The organism is Enterobacter cloacae complex sp. SHL020, assembly GCF_049236945.1.
Lineage (GTDB): Bacteria > Pseudomonadota > Gammaproteobacteria > Enterobacterales > Enterobacteriaceae > Enterobacter > Enterobacter dykesii.
This window is the reverse complement of record NZ_JBMKJF010000001.1, coordinates 888,515-904,106: the sequence shown is the minus strand read 5'-3', so window position 1 is coordinate 904,106 and position 15,592 is coordinate 888,515. Positions and strand designations below refer to the sequence as shown.

Here is a 15,592-nt window from a genome sequence, read left to right as displayed (position 1 = left end):
GCCATCTGGCGGCCTTTTTTATTTCCACATACACCCGCTATTCAGCGAGGTGAGAGTATGTATCGAATGGAAAAAATCACGACAGGTATTGCATACGGCGCATCTGGAGGGGGAACCGGATTCTGGTTACTTCAGCTCCTCGATAAAGTCTCACCATCTCAATGGGCTGCCATTGGTGTGCTCGGTAGCCTCATGTTTGGTTTGCTGACGTGGTTAACGAGTCTGTACTTCCAAATCAAAGCGGATCGCCGCAAAGCTGCGCGGGGTGAATGATGTCGAACAAAGCAAAGCTCAGCGCAGCAGTGCTGGCGCTAATCGCGTCAGGGGCATCTGCTCCACTCATTTTCGACCAATTCATCAGCGAGAAAGAAGGCAATGCGCTGGTGGCCGTTGTTGATCCGGGTGGGGTCTGGTCTTTATGTCACGGCGTGACCGTTATCGATGGCAGGCGTGTTGTTAAAGGCATGACGGCCAGTGAGGAGCAATGCCGGAAGGTTAACGCTATCGAACGCGATAAGGCATTAGCCTGGGTTGATCGCAATATCAAAGTGCTTCTGACAGAGCCACAGAAGGTGGGTATCGCATCCTTCTGCCCGTACAACATTGGTCCCGGTAAATGCTTCCCTTCGACATTCTATCGGCGCATCAATGCAGGTGACCGCATAGGTGCATGCGAGGCAATTCGCTGGTGGATTAAAGACGGTGGCCGTGATTGTCGTCTAACCAAAGGCCAGAAGAATGGCTGCTATGGCCAGGTTGAGCGACGGGACCAGGAAAGCGCGCTGGCGTGCTGGGGGCTGGACCAATGAAAATTAATCCGGGTCTTATCGGCGTTGTCGTTATTGCTGGCCTTTCGGTCGCTCTCCTTAAGAGTTGCTCCGAAGCCAGTAGCCTTCAGAGCGATAACGACGTTCTGCGAAGTGACAACTCATTGCAGGGGCTGGTGATCGCCACCCAGGCATTCAACTTCCATCGATTCAATCAGGTTGCTGAACATGTCAACAGGCTTAACTCCCTTATCGACACCAGCACCGAAGATACCGTAATTGAATACCGGGAGATACTCCGACGTGAAAAAACCTGTGATTTGCCTGTTCCTGCTGACATCGCTGGTGGGCTGCTCGAATACGCGTACCGTTTACGTTCCAGCGCCATGTACGCCGATACCGACGGAACTGACGCAGCCGATGATAGTACCGCTGCCGCCAGCTCAATGACGTACTGCCAGGCCATACTCTGGATTAGACCACTGCTCGCAGTCATTGAGAAAGGCAACAATCAACTTCACGGGATTAAGCAAATCGAAGTAGATAGAGCTGAGAGAAAAGGTCAAGGGTAATATTTCATAGTATAATCACCCAAATTAATTGCGAGGGTAGATTATGGAATGGCAAACATTTTGGTCTGGGGTCTCAGCAATCTTTACTGCCATCACGGCAGTAATTGCAGCTTGGGCAATATTTCGATGGAAAAAGCAAGATGAATTGAAGGTGAAGTTAGAATTCAAAAAGGCGGTCGGCGATTACGCTTATCAACTAACACAAATGCCTGAAATAATGTTTATTCATGAATTGCAAAAATACGATGCTGATTGTAAAAAACTAAGGGATCTGCTTGGGATATGTAGCTACGCTTGGTTTAACACCGAAGGGTTGATAACGAACCCAGTAGTAAATGAATGCTGGGGAATTATTTATAACAACACAAATAAATATTTAAACGGAAAATTACATAGTGAAGAATTGGGAGCAGCCTGTATGGGAATTGCAAACGAGAAATTTGTGTTTAAAAAATAAAAGTTATTAGTTCACCTTCCGACCGGAAGGGCTTATATCACAAGGAGATAAGGCAGCTTATGTCCCAGAGATAATATCTGAACCCCGCACTTAACCATTGGATTGTGACGCCCGTACCTACGGGCGTTTAGGGCTTCACGGGTCCTTTCCGGCAATCTGCTCGGTTACGGGGCGGCGACCTCGCAGGTTCTCGCTATTTATGAAAATTTTCAGGATTTTGCCTTTTCCGTTCTTCTTCTTGCTAAGTATCTGTCTTTGCTGGGTATAACCCGCCACAAGAAAGGAAGTGTTAAAGCCTGGTAGTAGTCATTTTACCCGGCATGATTTCCTTACCCTGTGTTTCGCCTGGAGCTCGTCATGGAGGTCAATAAAAAACGCCTTTCAGAGATTTTTGGTGTCAGCATCCGCACGATCCAGAACTGGCAGGATCAGGGAATGCCAGTTGCGCGCGGTGGTGGAAAAGGTAATGAAGTGCTTTATGACTCTGCCGCCGTAATCGAATGGTATTCCGCCCGTGACGCAGCGATAGAAAACGAAAAGCTGCGCAAAGAGGTTGAACAGCTGAGAGTTGATTCAGAATCAGACCTTGTGCCTGGCACGATTGATTATGAGCGCCATAGGCTTACCCGAGCCCAGGCTGATGCTCAGGAACTAAAAAATGCAAAAGAGTCCGCTGAGGTGGTGGAGACCGCATTCTGCACGTTCGTGCTGTCGCGGATAGCCGGAGAAATTGCCAGTATCCTTGATGGAATACCTCTGTCGGTTCAGCGGCGCTTTCCGGAACTGGAAAATCGACATATTGATTTCCTCAAGAAGGACATCATAAAAGCCATGAACAAAGCAGCTGCGCTGGATGAAATGATACCGGGGTTGCTGAGTGAATATATCGAACAGTCAGGTTAAGGGGCTACAGCACTCCGCGCGCTCGGGGCTCCGTTCGTTGTACCGGCCAGAACCGCAAACGGCGGTTGAGTGGGCAGACGAAAATTATTACCTTCCAAAAGAGTCTGCTTATCAGGAAGGGCGCTGGGAAACGCTGCCGTTTCAGCGTGCGATAATGAATGCGATGGGTAATGACTATATCCGCGAGGTCAATGTCGTTAAGTCTGCCCGAGTAGGCTATTCAAAAATGCTGCTCGGCGTGTATGCGTATTTCATCCAGCATAAACAGCGTAACTCGCTTATCTGGTTACCTACCGACGGTGATGCAGAAAACTTCATGAAATCCCATGTCGAACCGACAATCCGGGACATCCCCTCACTGCTGGCGCTGGCGCCCTGGTACGGTAAAAAGCACCGGGACAACACGTTGAGTATGAAACGTTTCTCGAATGGGCGAGGTTTCTGGTGCCTCGGTGGTAAAGCTGCAAAAAACTACCGTGAAAAATCTGTTGATGTGGCGGGTTATGACGAGCTGGCGGCATTTGACGATGATATCGAGAAAGAGGGCTCTCCAACGTTCCTGGGGGATAAACGTATTGAAGGGTCGGTCTGGCCTAAATCTATACGAGGATCCACACCCAAAATTAAAGGGACATGCCAGATTGAACGTGCCGCCAAGGAGTCTGAGCATTTCTTGCGCTTCTATGTTCCCTGCCCACATTGTGGTGAGGAGCAGTTCCTTAAATTCGGCGATAAAGAGACGCCATTCGGGTTCAAATGGACGCCGGGCGATCCTGCCAGCGTTATATATCTGTGTGAACACAATGCCTGCGTAATTAAACAGCAGGAGCTCGATTTTTCGAAGGCGCGGTACATCTGTGATGAAACCGGGATCTGGACGCGCGACGGACTTTGCTGGTTTTCATCATCGGGTGCCGAAATTGATCCGCCTGACAGCGTAACCTTTCACATCTGGACGGCCTATAGCCCCTTCACAACTTGGGTACAAATCGTCAAGGACTGGATCAAGACCAAAGGCGACACGGGCAAGCGTAAGACGTTCGTCAACACAACGCTTGGTGAAACATGGGAGCCTAAAATTGGTGAGCGTCCTGATGCTGAGGTGATGGCCGAACGTATTGAGCACTTCGGTGCCAGGGTGCCGGAGCGCGTGGCCTACCTTACTGCCGGTATTGACTCCCAGCTTGATCGTTACGAAATGCGTGTCTGGGGCTGGGGGCCTGGCGAGGAAAGCTGGCTTATCGACAAAATTATCATTATGGGTCGCCATGATGATGAATCCACGCTTCTGAGGCTCGATGAGGCGATCAACAAAACCTATCCGAGGCCTAACGGCGTTGAGATGCTTATTTCCCGCATCTGCTGGGATATCGGCGGCATAGACCCAACGATTGTTTATAACCGCTCGAAAAAGCATGGTCTGTTTCGTGTCATCCCCGTTAAAGGCGCATCTGTATACGGCAAGCCCGTGGCGAATATGCCTCGTAAGCGTAACAAGAACGGCGTTTATCTCACTGAGGTAGGAACAGACACCGCGAAAGAGCAGATTTATAACCGTTTCACGCTGGTGGCAGAAGGCGACGAACCGCTGGCGGGAGCGGTTCACTTCCCTAATAACCCTGAAATATATGATTTAGCTGAGGCTCAGCAGCTTACGGCTGAAGAGCAGGTTGAGAAGTGGGTAGACGGGAAGAAAAAAATCGTCTGGGACAGTAAAAAACGACGAAATGAGGCGCTTGACTGTTTTGTCTATGCACTTGCAGCTCTGCGGATAAGTATCTCCCGCTGGCAGCTGGATCTGGATTCTCTTCTGGCCAGCTTACGGGAAGAAGACACTGGCCGTAAAAATAATAAATCTCTGGCGGATTATGCCAGGGCATTAGCGGGAGATGAATAATGGCAACACAGGCTGAACTGGATGCCGCGCGCGCAGCGTTACATGATCTGATGATGGGAAAACGGGTTGCGACGGTACAGAAAGACGGTCGAAGGGTGGAATTTACGGCGACGTCAGTCAGCGATCTGAAAAAGTACATCGCCGATCTAGAGTCACAGGTCGGTACCACTTCACGACGCCGCGGGCCGGCAAGGTTCTACGCATGAAAATTCCTTCTTTAGTTGGCCCCGACGGGAAAACCTCCCTGAGGGAATATGCAGGCTATCACGCCGGTGGCGGCGGATTCGGTGGGCAGCTAAATGCCTGGAATCCCCAGAGTGAAAGTGCCGACGCCGCACTTCTGCCGAACTTCGCCCGGGGGAATGCCCGTGCTGATGATCTGGTCCGTAACAATGGTTATGCGGCAAACGCCGTTCAGCTTCACCAGGATCACATCGTCGGGTCTTTTTTCAGACTGAGTTACTGCCCGAGCTGGCGTTATCTCGGCATTAAAGAGGAGGAAAGCCGAGCATTTGCCAGGGAGGTGGAGGCCGCCTGGTATGAATATGCGGAGGATGACTTTTGCGGGATTGATGCCGAGCGCAAGCGCACCTTTACGATGATGATCCGTGAAGGCGTTGCGACACACGCATTTAACGGTGAACTGTGCGTCCAGCCGACCTGGGACAGTGATTCATCGCGACTTTTTCGCACGCAATTTAAAATGGTTAGTCCAAAACGCGTGAGTAATCCCGGTAATACAGGTGACACGCGTAACTGTCGCGCGGGTGTCAAAATCAGTGATAGCGGCGCAGCGCTGGGTTACTACGTCAGTGAAGACAGCTATCCTGGCTGGATGTCGCAAAAATGGACCTATATACCACGGGAACTGCCGGGCGGAAGGCCATCATTCATCCATATTTTTGAACCGCTTGAGGATGGACAGACCCGCGGCGCAAACGTGTTTTACAGTGTGATGGAGCAGATGAAAATGCTCGACACCCTGCAAAATACTCAGCTCCAGAGCGCAATTGTAAAAGCTATGTATGCGGCGACAATCGAGAGCGAGCTTGATACCGATACGGCGATGGACTTTATCCTCGGCGCGGATAGTAAGCAGCAAAATAAGCTGACGGGCTGGCTTGGCGAAATGGCAGCATACTACGCTGCAGCGCCGGTTCGCCTCGGTGGCGCAAAAGTTCCTCATCTTATGCCGGGCGATTCCCTGAACCTTCAGTCAGCACAGGATACCGATAACGGTTATTCCACCTTTGAACAATCACTCCTGCGCTATATTTCGGCCGGGCTTGGTGTTTCGTATGAGCAGCTTTCCCGTAACTACTCTCAGATGAGCTATTCGACGGCGCGCGCCAGTGCCAATGAATCCTGGGCGTTCTTTATGGGGCGTCGCAAGTTTGTCGCGGCCCGGCAAGCCTGCCAGATGTTCGTCTGCTGGCTCGAAGAGGCGATTGCGCGCCGGGTTGTCACGCTCCCGTCCAAAGCCAGGTTTAGCTTCCAGGAGGCGAGAACTGCCTGGGGTAACGCCAACTGGATTGGCTCGGGGCGTATGGCTATTGATGGGCTGAAGGAGGTGCAGGAGGCCGTGATGCTGATTGAGGCTGGTCTCAGCACATATGAGAAGGAGTGTGCCAAACGCGGAGATGACTATCAGGAGATATTTTCTCAGCAGGTACGTGAAACTATGGAGCGCCGGAGCGCGGGACTTAAACCTCCGGCATGGGCGGCAGCTGCATTTGAATCCGGGCTGAAAAAATCAAACGAGGAGGTAAAAGATGACGCCAGAGCTGCGTAATCTCCCGCATATTGCCAGCATGGCCTTCAATGAGCCGCTGATGCTTGAACCCGCCTACGCGCGGGTTTTCTTTTGCGCGCTTGCAGGCCAACTGGGTATCACCCGACTGACTGATTCCGCTTCTGGCGTCTCGCTCGGCGCTGAACAAATTGCAGAGCCGCTGGCGCTTTTTGGTGATGACGAGGAAATGGGGCCCCGGCCAGCGCGGAGCTATCAGGTAACAAACGGGATCGCGGTGCTGCCCGTTTCCGGGACGCTGGTCAGCAAAACCCGGTCACTGCAGCCTTATTCCGGTATGACGGGCTATAACGGGGTCATTGCCCGACTGCAGCAGGCAATGAGCGATCCCGGCGTAGACGGTATTCTGCTGGATATGGACACGCCGGGCGGGATGGTGTCCGGGGCTTTCGATTGTGCCGACATTATTGCCCGGATGCGGGATATCAAGCCCGTCTGGGCGCTGGCAAATGATATGAACTGCAGCGCAGGGCAGCTAATTGCCAGTTCTGCATCGCGACGGCTTGTCACGCAAACGGCCAGAACCGGCTCCATCGGCGTCATGATGGCGCACAGTAATTATGGCGCTGCGCTGAAAACTAACGGCGTTGAGGTCACGCTGATTTACAGCGGCGATCATAAAGTCGACGGCAATCCCTACGAAAAACTACCAAAGGACGTTCGCGCTGGTTTTCAGACGCGCATCGATGCCACTCGTCAGATGTTTGCCGAAAAGGTTTCCGCTTATACCGGAATGTCAGTGCAGGCCGTACTGGACACCGAAGCGGCCGTCTTCTCCGGTCAGGAGTCCGTGGATAACGGTCTGGCGGATGAACTTGTTAACAATACCGACGCGCTCAGCGTGATGCGTGAAGCACTCGACAGACGCAAAAAAACAACCATTGGAGGAACTATGCCATCACCTTCTGCATCTGCAGCGACCAATCAGCCAGCTGACCAGGCAGCAACACAGACGACTGCACCGGCTGAGCAGGTCACCACCGTTGACACAACAACTGCTGCCTTAACGGCCCCGGCAGACCTCAGCGCTCAGGTATCGGCAGCCGTAGCCGCCGAGAATGGTCGTATCATGGGTATTCTGAACTGCGAAGAGGCAAAAGGTCGTGAATCACAGGCCCGTGCGCTGGCAGAAACGCCGGGCATGACGGTCGAGAGTGCACAGCGCATTCTGGCCGCGGCGCCGCAAAGCGCCCAGGCGCGTACCGATACGGCGCTGGATCGCCTGATGGAAACCGCACCAGGCGCTCTTTCAGCAGGGAATGCCTCTGCTGAAGCCGGCGACGATTTGTTAAACACCCCCGTTTAAGAGGCTAACATGGCAATCACCGAAGTATTTACTCATCACCAGCCGCTCGGTAACAGCGATCCGGCACACACCGCGTATGCACCGGGCGAACTGACAGCATCCACCCCGGCAATGACCCCGCTCATGCTCGATGCTACGTCCGGCAAGCTAACCGTCTGGGACGGCGAGCATGCAGGTGCAGCAACCGGCATTCTGGCGGTTACCGCTGACCAGAGCAGTGCTGAACTGGCATTCTATAAATCCGGTTCTTTCCGCATCGAAGATGTGCTCTGGCCATCTGCCGTTACCGACGAAAATATCAAGCGTAACGCGTTCTCCGGTACTGCGATCAGCATCGTTTAATCACCCTCAACTTTCATAAAAGCCGCTTATGCGGCTTTTTTTACGGGAAAAATCTATGTCAGTTTACACAACAGCCCAGCTTCTGGCGGTCAATGAGAAGAAATTCAAGTTCGATCCGCTCTTCCTGCGTATCTTCTTTCGCGAAACTTATCCCTTCAGTACAGAAAAAGTCTACCTGTCGCAAATTCCGGGCATGGTCAATATGGCGCTGTACGTATCGCCGATTGTCTCCGGGAAAGTGATTCGTTCCCGTGGTGGCAGCACGTCGGAATTTACGCCGGGATATGTGAAGCCAAAACACGAAGTTAATCCGCTGATGACCCTCCGCCGCCTGCCTGATGAAGATCCACAGAATCTGGCCGACCCTGCCTATCGCCGCCGACGCATCATTCTTCAGAACATGAAAGATGAAGAGCTTGCAATTGCGCAGGTAGAAGAAAAGCAGGCCGTTGCTGCAGTCCTCAGTGGTAAATACACCATGACCGGGGAAGCGTTTGAGCCGGTTGAAGTTGATATGGGACGCAGTGCCGGTAACAACATCACCCAGGCGGGTGCAGCTGCCTGGTCTTCTCGCGACAAAAAAACGTACGACCCGACTGATGATATTGAAGCGTACGCGCTTAACGCCAGCGGTGTGGTCAACATTATCGTCTTCGATCCAAAGGGCTGGGCACTGTTCCGCTCCTTTGACGCGGTGAAGGAAAAGCTGGATACGCGTCGCGGTTCAAGCTCTGAGCTGGAAACCGCCGTGAAAGACCTGGGAATGGCCGTCTCATATAAGGGGATGTATGGCGACGTGGCCATCGTTGTGTACTCCGGTCAGTACATCGAGGATGACGTCAAAAAGAACTACCTGCCGGATCTGACAATGGTGCTGGGAAATACCCAGGCGCGCGGTCTGCGTACCTATGGCTGCATTCTGGATGCAGATGCACAGCGCGAAGGCATTAATGCTTCAACGCGCTATCCGAAAAACTGGGTGCAAACGGGCGACCCGGCTCGCGAGTTCACCATGATTCAGTCAGCTCCGCTGATGCTGCTGCCAGATCCGGACGCGTTCGTTTCAGTCAAGCTGGCATAACTTTCCCCAGTGGCCCTGTTGGGCCACATTTCTGGAGTATTTCCCATGACAGAAAAAGAAACCCTTATCGCCCGACTGAAAGAGCTGGGCGTAAAGCTTGATCGTGAGGTCAACGTCACAGGCACCATCCAGGAGCTTACGTTACGTATTTCTGAGCTCGAAGAGGAACTCGACGAAGACGGAGAAGAAGGCGCTGAGGTGTCCGTTGCCAGCACTACTCCTATCAGCACCTCGGGCCAGCCCGGCCCAGAGAACACCTCTGGATCTATTACCGAGAATCCTGCGTCAAATGAGCCCGGTGAGCTGGTGGCGGTTGAGACACTGGTGACCTTGCACATTGATGCACTTCACGCCACACGCAACGAGTCCCTCTCTATTGTTGAGCCTGGTGTCGTTATTCGCGTGACCGACGCGGAGGCTACCGAACTGATTTCTCAGGGGCTGGCCCGGGAAGTCTGACAGGGGGCCTAATGGCTGATTTCGATAATCTTTTTGATGAAGCGATGGCGCGCGCGGATACCACTATACGTGGAGTGATGGGCGCAGAGGCAAGGATAACCTCTGGATCTTTATCCGGCGTCACGCTCCGCGGGGTCTTTGACGATCCAGAGAACATCGGTTTCGCAGAAGCGGGGATCAGAATTGACGGAACCAGGCCGACGTTTTTTGTGAACTCATCGGATGTAAGCGGGCTGGAACGTCTGGACACGCTGAAGGTAAACGGGCGTGAATTTTGGGTTGATCGCGTGGGCCCGGATGATTGCGGTTCCTGCCATGTATGGTTGGGTAGTGGATCACCTCCCGGCGGATCGCGGCGTCGTTAAGGAGCATTCATGTCGATAAAAGGTCTTGAGCAGGCGATTGCTAACCTGGATAGCCTGGACAGAAATATGGTTCCCAATGCCAGCGCATGGGCTGTGAACCGGGTTGCTGCTAATGGCGTCTCGGTTGCCGTCCGAAGGGTGGCGAAAGAAACGGTAGCCGGTGATAACCGCGTTTCGGGGATACCTGTAAAGCTGGTCAGACAAAGGGTGAGAATCAACAAAGCCTCGGCGTCAGGGCACTCAGCGGCCCGAATTAAGGTTAACCGGGGCAACCTTCCCGCCATCAAACTCGGTGCCGCGCAGGTCAGGGCGACGAACCGAAAAGGCCCGCTGGTTCGAAAAATTAGCGTGCTGAGAATTGGCCGTTATGTTTTTCGCGACGCCTTTATCCAGCGTCTGGCGAACGGTCGCTGGCACGTCATGAAGCGCATTGCAGGAAAAAGTCGTTATCCCATCGACGTGGTCAAAATCCCATTGTCCGCGTCCCTCACTACTGCTTTCGAAGCAGAGAAGAAACGCATGCTTGAAGAGGAAATGCCAAAACAACTTGGCTATGCCCTCAGGCAACAACTGAGGTTGCATCTGACACGATGAAACACACTCTCATTCGCCAGAAAATTATTGATGTGCTTGAAGAGGCCATCGGGATCGACGTCATGTTTTTTGACGGGCGCCCGGCTGTCATTGAGGAGGAGGATTTTCCTGCCGTCGCGGTCTATCTGACCGATGCGGAGTATACCGGCGAAGAACTTGATGCCGATATGTGGGCGGCAACGTTACATATCGAGGTCTTCCTGTCCTCGCAGGTACCAGATTCCGAACTGGATGAATGGATGGAAAGCCATATCTATCCGGCCCTCGCTGATGTTCCCGGTCTCGATTCACTGTTAATGCTCATGGTTCCACAAGGCTTCGATTACCAGCGCGATGATGCGATGGGGCTGTGGACTTCCGCCGATATGAAATATTCAATCACTTACGAAATGTGAGGAAAACATGCCAACACCAAATCCACTTGCTCCTGTAAAAGGCGCCGGTACCACCCTCTGGCTTTACACCGGAACGGGCAACGCTTTCGCTAACCCACTCTCTGATATCGACTGGAATCGCCTTGCGAAAATCAAAGAACTTACGCCGGGCGAAATGACCGCCGAATCGTATGACGACACTTACCTCGACGACGAGGATGCCGACTGGAACGCGACGGCCCAGGGGGCAAAATCTGCTGGCGATACCTCGTTCACCCTCGCCTGGAAGCCGGGTGAAGAAGGGCAAAAAGACCTGGTCGCATGGTTTATTGATGGCTCAGTACGCTATTACAAAATCAAATACCCGAACGGTACCGTCGACGTTTTCCGCGGCTGGTGCAGCAGCCTGGGTAAAGCCATTCCGGCGAAAGAGGTCATTACCCGTACAGCGAAAATCACCAATACCGGCAAGCCGGAACTCGCAGAAGAAAGCGGGACCCCGAATATCCCCGTGACCGGCGTTACGCTCGATAAAGCCACGGCAAGCGTGGCCGTCGGCGCAACCACAACGCTCAATGTGACGGTTAACCCTGCCAGTGCCTCAGATACCTCGTTCCGCGTGGCAACCTCCGACGGGGCAAAAGCAACGGTCACCGTTAGCGGCAACGCGATCACCGTCACCGGCGTGGCGGCGGGCACCGCTGACATTATTGTTATGACCAGTGACGGTAATTTCGTTGCGGTCTGCAAAGTCACCGTAACTGCAGCGTAAGGAAGGACGCATGTTTCTGAAAAAAGAGAAGTTCACCTGGCAAACAGAATCCCTGACCATCTTCGAGCTGTCGGCGCTGCAGCGTATTGAGTACATCACGTTTATGGCCGCAGAGGAAAAGGCCGTCAGCGCTGACAGCGACGGCATCAGCGATCAGGAAATGACGGCCAGGCTGATTGGCTCAAATATTCGCTGCGGTGCGCGTTTGATCGCGATGTCTTTGTGGCATAACGATCCGGCTGGCACGGATGTGGAAACGCTTTATCAGCAGGTGCTTAGCGGCTGGCCGCCGGAAGCGATCGGTAAAGCAGAAATGGAAATAAAGCTGCTCTCCGGCATGCTCGTTCCGGTTGATGATGACAACGTTACCGATCCGGATGCCTCCGCGGAGGCCGAAAGCGCAGAACCCGTTACGGCGGAAAAGCCCTTGCCAGCGAGCTGAAGTTTGTCCTGAATCTGGCGCGTGAGTTCGGGCGACCCGACTGGCGCGCCATGCTGGCTGGAATGACTTCCAGTGAGCTGGGCGACTGGCACCAGTTCTACCGGGAGCATTATTTTCAGGACGCGCAGCTCGATGCGCATTTCTCAGAGCTGCTTTATTCCATCTCCACTCTTTTCTTCCGCGACCCGGAACTTACCCCCGCACATTTCAGCCTGCTTTCTCCTTCGGATGTCGTCATCAGCGATGACGAGCCGGATGATGACGCGCTGATGACCGCCGCTGAGGGGATCACAGGAGGTATCCGATATGGCCCAGCAGATTAGCGATCTGGTTATTAAGCTGGATGTTGACCGCGCAACCTTCAGTGAGCAGGTCGCCCGAATCAAAGGGCAACTGACAGGAATGGCGGATGAGTCTGATAAAGTTCAGGCGCGAATGCAGCGTGCTGCGAACCGTCAGAGCGCTGCACTAAAGAGTGTGGGCGACGCTGGCGCGGCGGCCGCCGCAGACATGAAAGCCCGTCAGTCAGCCGCAACGGAAGGGCTGACAAAAGACTGGCAGAACGTTTCTAGATCCGTTGATGAAACTCATCGCCGCGTGACCGAACTTAACCAACGCATGCGTGAGAATGACGGGCAGGCTGCAGCGCTTGCCCGCCGACAGGATGAACTGGCGGCATCATTTTTCCGCCAGATTGACGGCGTTCGCCAGCTCAATGGTGAAACACAGTCGCTTGCGAACGTGCAGGCGCGCTTTCGCGCAGCCAGGGCACAGGGAAACATAACCCAGCAGGATTATCTCGCCCTTATTTCCCGCACCACGGCCCGGCAAAAAGAACTGCAGATCGTGGAGGAAAAATCGGCCGCAGCGCGCACGCGATTCCTCAGCCAGCTGAAGCAACAGGTTGCCGAGCAAAAGCTCTCCGGTACCGAGCTGCTGCGCATGAAGGCGGCGCAGGTCGGTGCCAGCGATGCGGCTGAGGTCTATATCCGCAAGCTTGAAGCTGCCAAAGTGGCCACGCACGGTCTGGGGCTGCAAAGTGCTGCTGCCCGGCAGGAGCTGGGGGTACTTATCGGCGAGGTCATGCGCGGTAACTTCGGTGCGCTGCGCGGCTCCGGGATCACGCTGGCGAACCGGGCAGGATGGATAGACCAGCTGCTGTCGCTGCGCGGCCTGGGGATCGCCGGCTTGGTTGGTGGGATTGCCGCGGCGGTATTTGGGCTGGGTAAGGCCTGGTATGACGGCAGCAAAGAGTCTGAGGAATTTAACAGGCAGCTGATCCTGACCGGGAACTACGCGGGGAAAACGTCAGGGCAGCTTCAGGCGCTGGCGCGCTCGCTGGCCGGTAATGGCATCACGCAGCATGCCGCTGCAGGCGTGCTGGCGCAGGTCGTTGGAAGCGGCGCGTTCAGCGGGAATGACGTCAGCATGGTCAGCAATGTTGCCGCCAGGCTGCAGCAGGCTACCGGGCAGGCCGTTGACGAAACCATAAATCAGTTTAAACGCCTGAAGGATGATCCGGTTAACGCGGTCGCTACGCTCAACGATTCCCTTCACTTTCTGACGGCCACCCAGTATGAACAGATAGCTTCTGCTCAGGCGCTGGGGGATTCGCAGAAAGCTTCCGGGCTGGCCATGCGGGCATATTCCGACGCGGTCATTCAGCGCGCCGGGGCGGTCGAGGATAATCTTGGCTCCCTCGAAAAAGCCTGGAACTGGGTGAAGAATGCCGCCTCCGGCGCATGGGATGCGATGCTTGGCATAGGGCGTAATACTGACTCCGCAATGAAGCGCCAAGACTCTTTTGCTGAATGGCAGGCAGCAGAGAAAGAGTACCGCGCGCTGTCCAGCAATCTTAAGGTCGACCCGAATTATGCCGGTAACAACGTTCTGCAGAAAGCGGATGCGGAAAGGCTGAGAAACGCGCGCCAGCAGGTGGAGCTGAAAAAGCAGGCTTACGATCTTGCCGATCAGCAATACGCCCAGGAAGGGCTGGCAGCCGCGCAGGAAAAAATGCGAACGGACCAGCAGGCTCAGGCAATCCGCAGCCAGCAGCAGTTTAACCAGCTGGTGGAGTCCGGCGCGACGGCGGCAGAAAAGCGGGCTTCAGCAGAGAAAAAGCTCAGTCAGCTTATTGAGAAAAACCGCCAGGATGCGAAAGACGGTGTCGCCACGCTGTGGACTGAAAAGGACATTGCCGCGGCCCGCGCCGGGATTGAAAAGCAGTGGAAGGATCCAAAAACGCCGAAAGGCAAAAGCTACTCAACGCCCGCCGGGGACAAAGCAGAGGAAAAGGCGCAGGCCGAACTTCTCACCCTTCAGGCCCAGCTTAAAACGCTTGAGCAGCATACCAGCGTGAACGACGTCATAAGTAAACAGCGTCAGGATCTCTGGCAGACTGAAAATCAGTTCACCGTTCTGCAGGAGGCCGCGGGGCGTCGTCAGCTTACGGCGCAGGAAAAATCCCTGCTGGCGCACAAGGAAGAAACGCTCGAGTACAAGCGGCAGCTGGCCGACCTGGGTGATAAGGTTGCCAGCCAGCAAAAGCTCAACCAGCTGGCCGATCAGGCCGTGAAGTTTGAGCAGCAGCAAAAAGCCGCCAGGGCGGGCCTGCAGGCTCAATCTGAGGGGGTATCCACCCGGGAAGCCGGGCGACAAACTACGCTGCAGCGTCTCAGCGAAAGCTATTCGTACACCCCTCAGGCGCAGCAAAAGGTTCTGGAAGAGCAAAGGGCGACGTTCGAGGCTGAAGATGCCCTGCGCGCAAACTGGCTGGCCGGGGCTAAACAGGGCTGGGCCGAATATCAGGATTCTGCGACAAACGTTTTCAGCTCGGTACAGCAGATTTCGCAGGCAACGTTCAGCGGGATGGCGGGTCAGCTTACCAGCCTGACGACAACCGGGAAGGCGAGCTTCAGGGACTTCACCAGCTCGATCCTTAAAATGATTGTCTCCGTTATCAACCAGTTGCTGGTGGCCTACACCATCCAGAGCGCAATGGGCTGGGTGCGTGGCGGTACCAATACAGCATCTGCAGGTCAGTCATTTTCGGTACCGTCTTTCCGCCCTACGGGCTTTGACGCAGGCGGCTTTACCGGGCACGGCGGCAAGTACGAGCCAGCCGGTATCGTTCACCGCGGGGAGTTCGTCTTCACCAAAGAGTCAACCAGCCGCATCGGTGTGGCCAATCTTTATCGGCTGATGCGAGGGTATGCCTCCGGTGGTCTGGTCGGCGGGGGGAGCGCAGCAGCTTCTGGTATCGGTGGGATTAACGTTTACGCACCCGTTTCAGTGACTACAGCGCAGTCTAACGATACGAAGCAGCAACAGAGTGGCGATGGTGCACTTGCTCAGGCTTATCAGAAAGTTGTTGATCGTTCGGTCCGCGAAGGCATCGCGCGCGAAACAAGGCCTGGGGGAATCATCTGGAATGCCACTAAACAGAGGTAAA

19 protein-coding genes are annotated in these 15,592 nt (G+C 54.3%); all 19 read left to right on the top strand.

Annotated elements, in window-relative coordinates; all coding sequences use genetic code 11:
* Positions 1–57: 57 nt before the first annotated feature.
* The 19 genes from ACOTZB_RS04420 to ACOTZB_RS04330 all read left to right on the top strand — a co-directional run bounded on the left by ACOTZB_RS04420 (position 58) and on the right by ACOTZB_RS04330 (position 15,591).
* Positions 58–273, top strand: coding sequence for a class II holin family protein (locus ACOTZB_RS04420; protein WP_326432839.1), 216 nt, complete (start codon positions 58–60; stop codon positions 271–273).
* A complete protein-coding gene (locus tag ACOTZB_RS04415) occupies positions 273–809 on the top strand; it encodes a lysozyme (protein ID WP_040017183.1) in 537 nt (178 codons plus the stop codon). Before ACOTZB_RS04420 ends, ACOTZB_RS04415 begins: the two co-directional genes overlap by 1 nt.
* Positions 806–1,339: a hypothetical protein gene (locus ACOTZB_RS04410; protein ID WP_040017184.1), complete on the top strand. Its 534-nt coding sequence runs from the start codon at positions 806–808 to the stop codon at positions 1,337–1,339. Before ACOTZB_RS04415 ends, ACOTZB_RS04410 begins: the two co-directional genes overlap by 4 nt.
* A gap of 43 nt (positions 1,340–1,382) precedes the next feature.
* Positions 1,383–1,796: a hypothetical protein gene (locus tag ACOTZB_RS04405; protein ID WP_040017185.1), complete on the top strand. Its 414-nt coding sequence runs from the start codon at positions 1,383–1,385 to the stop codon at positions 1,794–1,796.
* A gap of 357 nt (positions 1,797–2,153) precedes the next feature.
* Positions 2,154–2,699, top strand: a complete 546-nt coding sequence (locus ACOTZB_RS04400; protein ID WP_023292740.1) for a terminase small subunit — start codon at positions 2,154–2,156, stop codon at positions 2,697–2,699.
* Positions 2,674–4,596 carry a phage terminase large subunit family protein gene (locus ACOTZB_RS04395; protein ID WP_252092755.1) on the top strand — a complete coding sequence of 641 codons (1,923 nt, stop codon included), beginning with the start codon at positions 2,674–2,676 and terminating at the stop codon, positions 4,594–4,596. Before ACOTZB_RS04400 ends, ACOTZB_RS04395 begins: the two co-directional genes overlap by 26 nt.
* Positions 4,596–4,802 carry a phage head-tail joining protein gene (locus ACOTZB_RS04390; RefSeq protein ID WP_023292738.1) on the top strand — a complete coding sequence of 69 codons (207 nt, stop codon included), beginning with the start codon at positions 4,596–4,598 and terminating at the stop codon, positions 4,800–4,802. The genes ACOTZB_RS04395 and ACOTZB_RS04390 overlap by 1 nt, the downstream gene beginning before the upstream one ends.
* Positions 4,799–6,388 carry a phage portal protein gene (locus ACOTZB_RS04385; protein ID WP_032641872.1) on the top strand — a complete coding sequence of 530 codons (1,590 nt, stop codon included), beginning with the start codon at positions 4,799–4,801 and terminating at the stop codon, positions 6,386–6,388. Before ACOTZB_RS04390 ends, ACOTZB_RS04385 begins: the two co-directional genes overlap by 4 nt.
* Complete coding sequence (locus ACOTZB_RS04380) at positions 6,369–7,712, top strand: S49 family peptidase (RefSeq protein WP_421626556.1); 1,344 nt, start codon at positions 6,369–6,371, stop codon at positions 7,710–7,712. The genes ACOTZB_RS04385 and ACOTZB_RS04380 overlap by 20 nt, the downstream gene beginning before the upstream one ends.
* Positions 7,713–7,721: 9 nt before the next feature.
* The gene (locus tag ACOTZB_RS04375) at positions 7,722–8,054 is read left to right on the top strand and encodes a head decoration protein (RefSeq protein ID WP_213821662.1); all 333 of its coding nucleotides are present in this window, start codon (positions 7,722–7,724) and stop codon (positions 8,052–8,054) included.
* A gap of 55 nt (positions 8,055–8,109) precedes the next feature.
* Positions 8,110–9,135 (top strand): major capsid protein, encoded by a 1,026-nt coding sequence (locus tag ACOTZB_RS04370; protein WP_023292734.1) that lies wholly within the window; start codon positions 8,110–8,112, stop codon positions 9,133–9,135.
* 45 nt (positions 9,136–9,180) lie between these two features.
* Positions 9,181–9,594, top strand: a complete 414-nt coding sequence (gene gpFI, locus ACOTZB_RS04365) for a DNA-packaging protein FI (RefSeq protein ID WP_213821664.1) — start codon at positions 9,181–9,183, stop codon at positions 9,592–9,594.
* A gap of 11 nt (positions 9,595–9,605) precedes the next feature.
* Positions 9,606–9,959, top strand: a complete 354-nt coding sequence (locus tag ACOTZB_RS04360) for a head-tail joining protein (protein WP_023292732.1) — start codon at positions 9,606–9,608, stop codon at positions 9,957–9,959.
* A gap of 15 nt (positions 9,960–9,974) precedes the next feature.
* Entirely contained in the window at positions 9,975–10,553 is a 579-nt protein-coding gene (locus ACOTZB_RS04355; RefSeq protein ID WP_421626614.1) for a phage tail protein, read from the top strand.
* A complete protein-coding gene (locus ACOTZB_RS04350) occupies positions 10,550–10,948 on the top strand; it encodes a phage minor tail U family protein (RefSeq protein ID WP_252092757.1) in 399 nt (132 codons plus the stop codon). The genes ACOTZB_RS04355 and ACOTZB_RS04350 overlap by 4 nt, the downstream gene beginning before the upstream one ends.
* 7 nt (positions 10,949–10,955) lie before the next feature.
* Positions 10,956–11,699: a phage tail protein gene (locus ACOTZB_RS04345; RefSeq protein WP_193055722.1), complete on the top strand. Its 744-nt coding sequence runs from the start codon at positions 10,956–10,958 to the stop codon at positions 11,697–11,699.
* Between the two features lie 10 nt (positions 11,700–11,709).
* Entirely contained in the window at positions 11,710–12,141 is a 432-nt protein-coding gene (gpG, locus tag ACOTZB_RS04340) for a phage tail assembly chaperone G (protein WP_213821670.1), read from the top strand.
* Between the two features lie 50 nt (positions 12,142–12,191).
* Positions 12,192–12,464: a phage tail assembly protein T gene (locus ACOTZB_RS04335; protein WP_240184546.1), complete on the top strand. Its 273-nt coding sequence runs from the start codon at positions 12,192–12,194 to the stop codon at positions 12,462–12,464.
* A complete protein-coding gene (locus tag ACOTZB_RS04330; protein ID WP_421626555.1) occupies positions 12,448–15,591 on the top strand; it encodes a phage tail tape measure protein in 3,144 nt (1,047 codons plus the stop codon). Before ACOTZB_RS04335 ends, ACOTZB_RS04330 begins: the two co-directional genes overlap by 17 nt.
* Position 15,592: the final 1 nt, after the last annotated feature.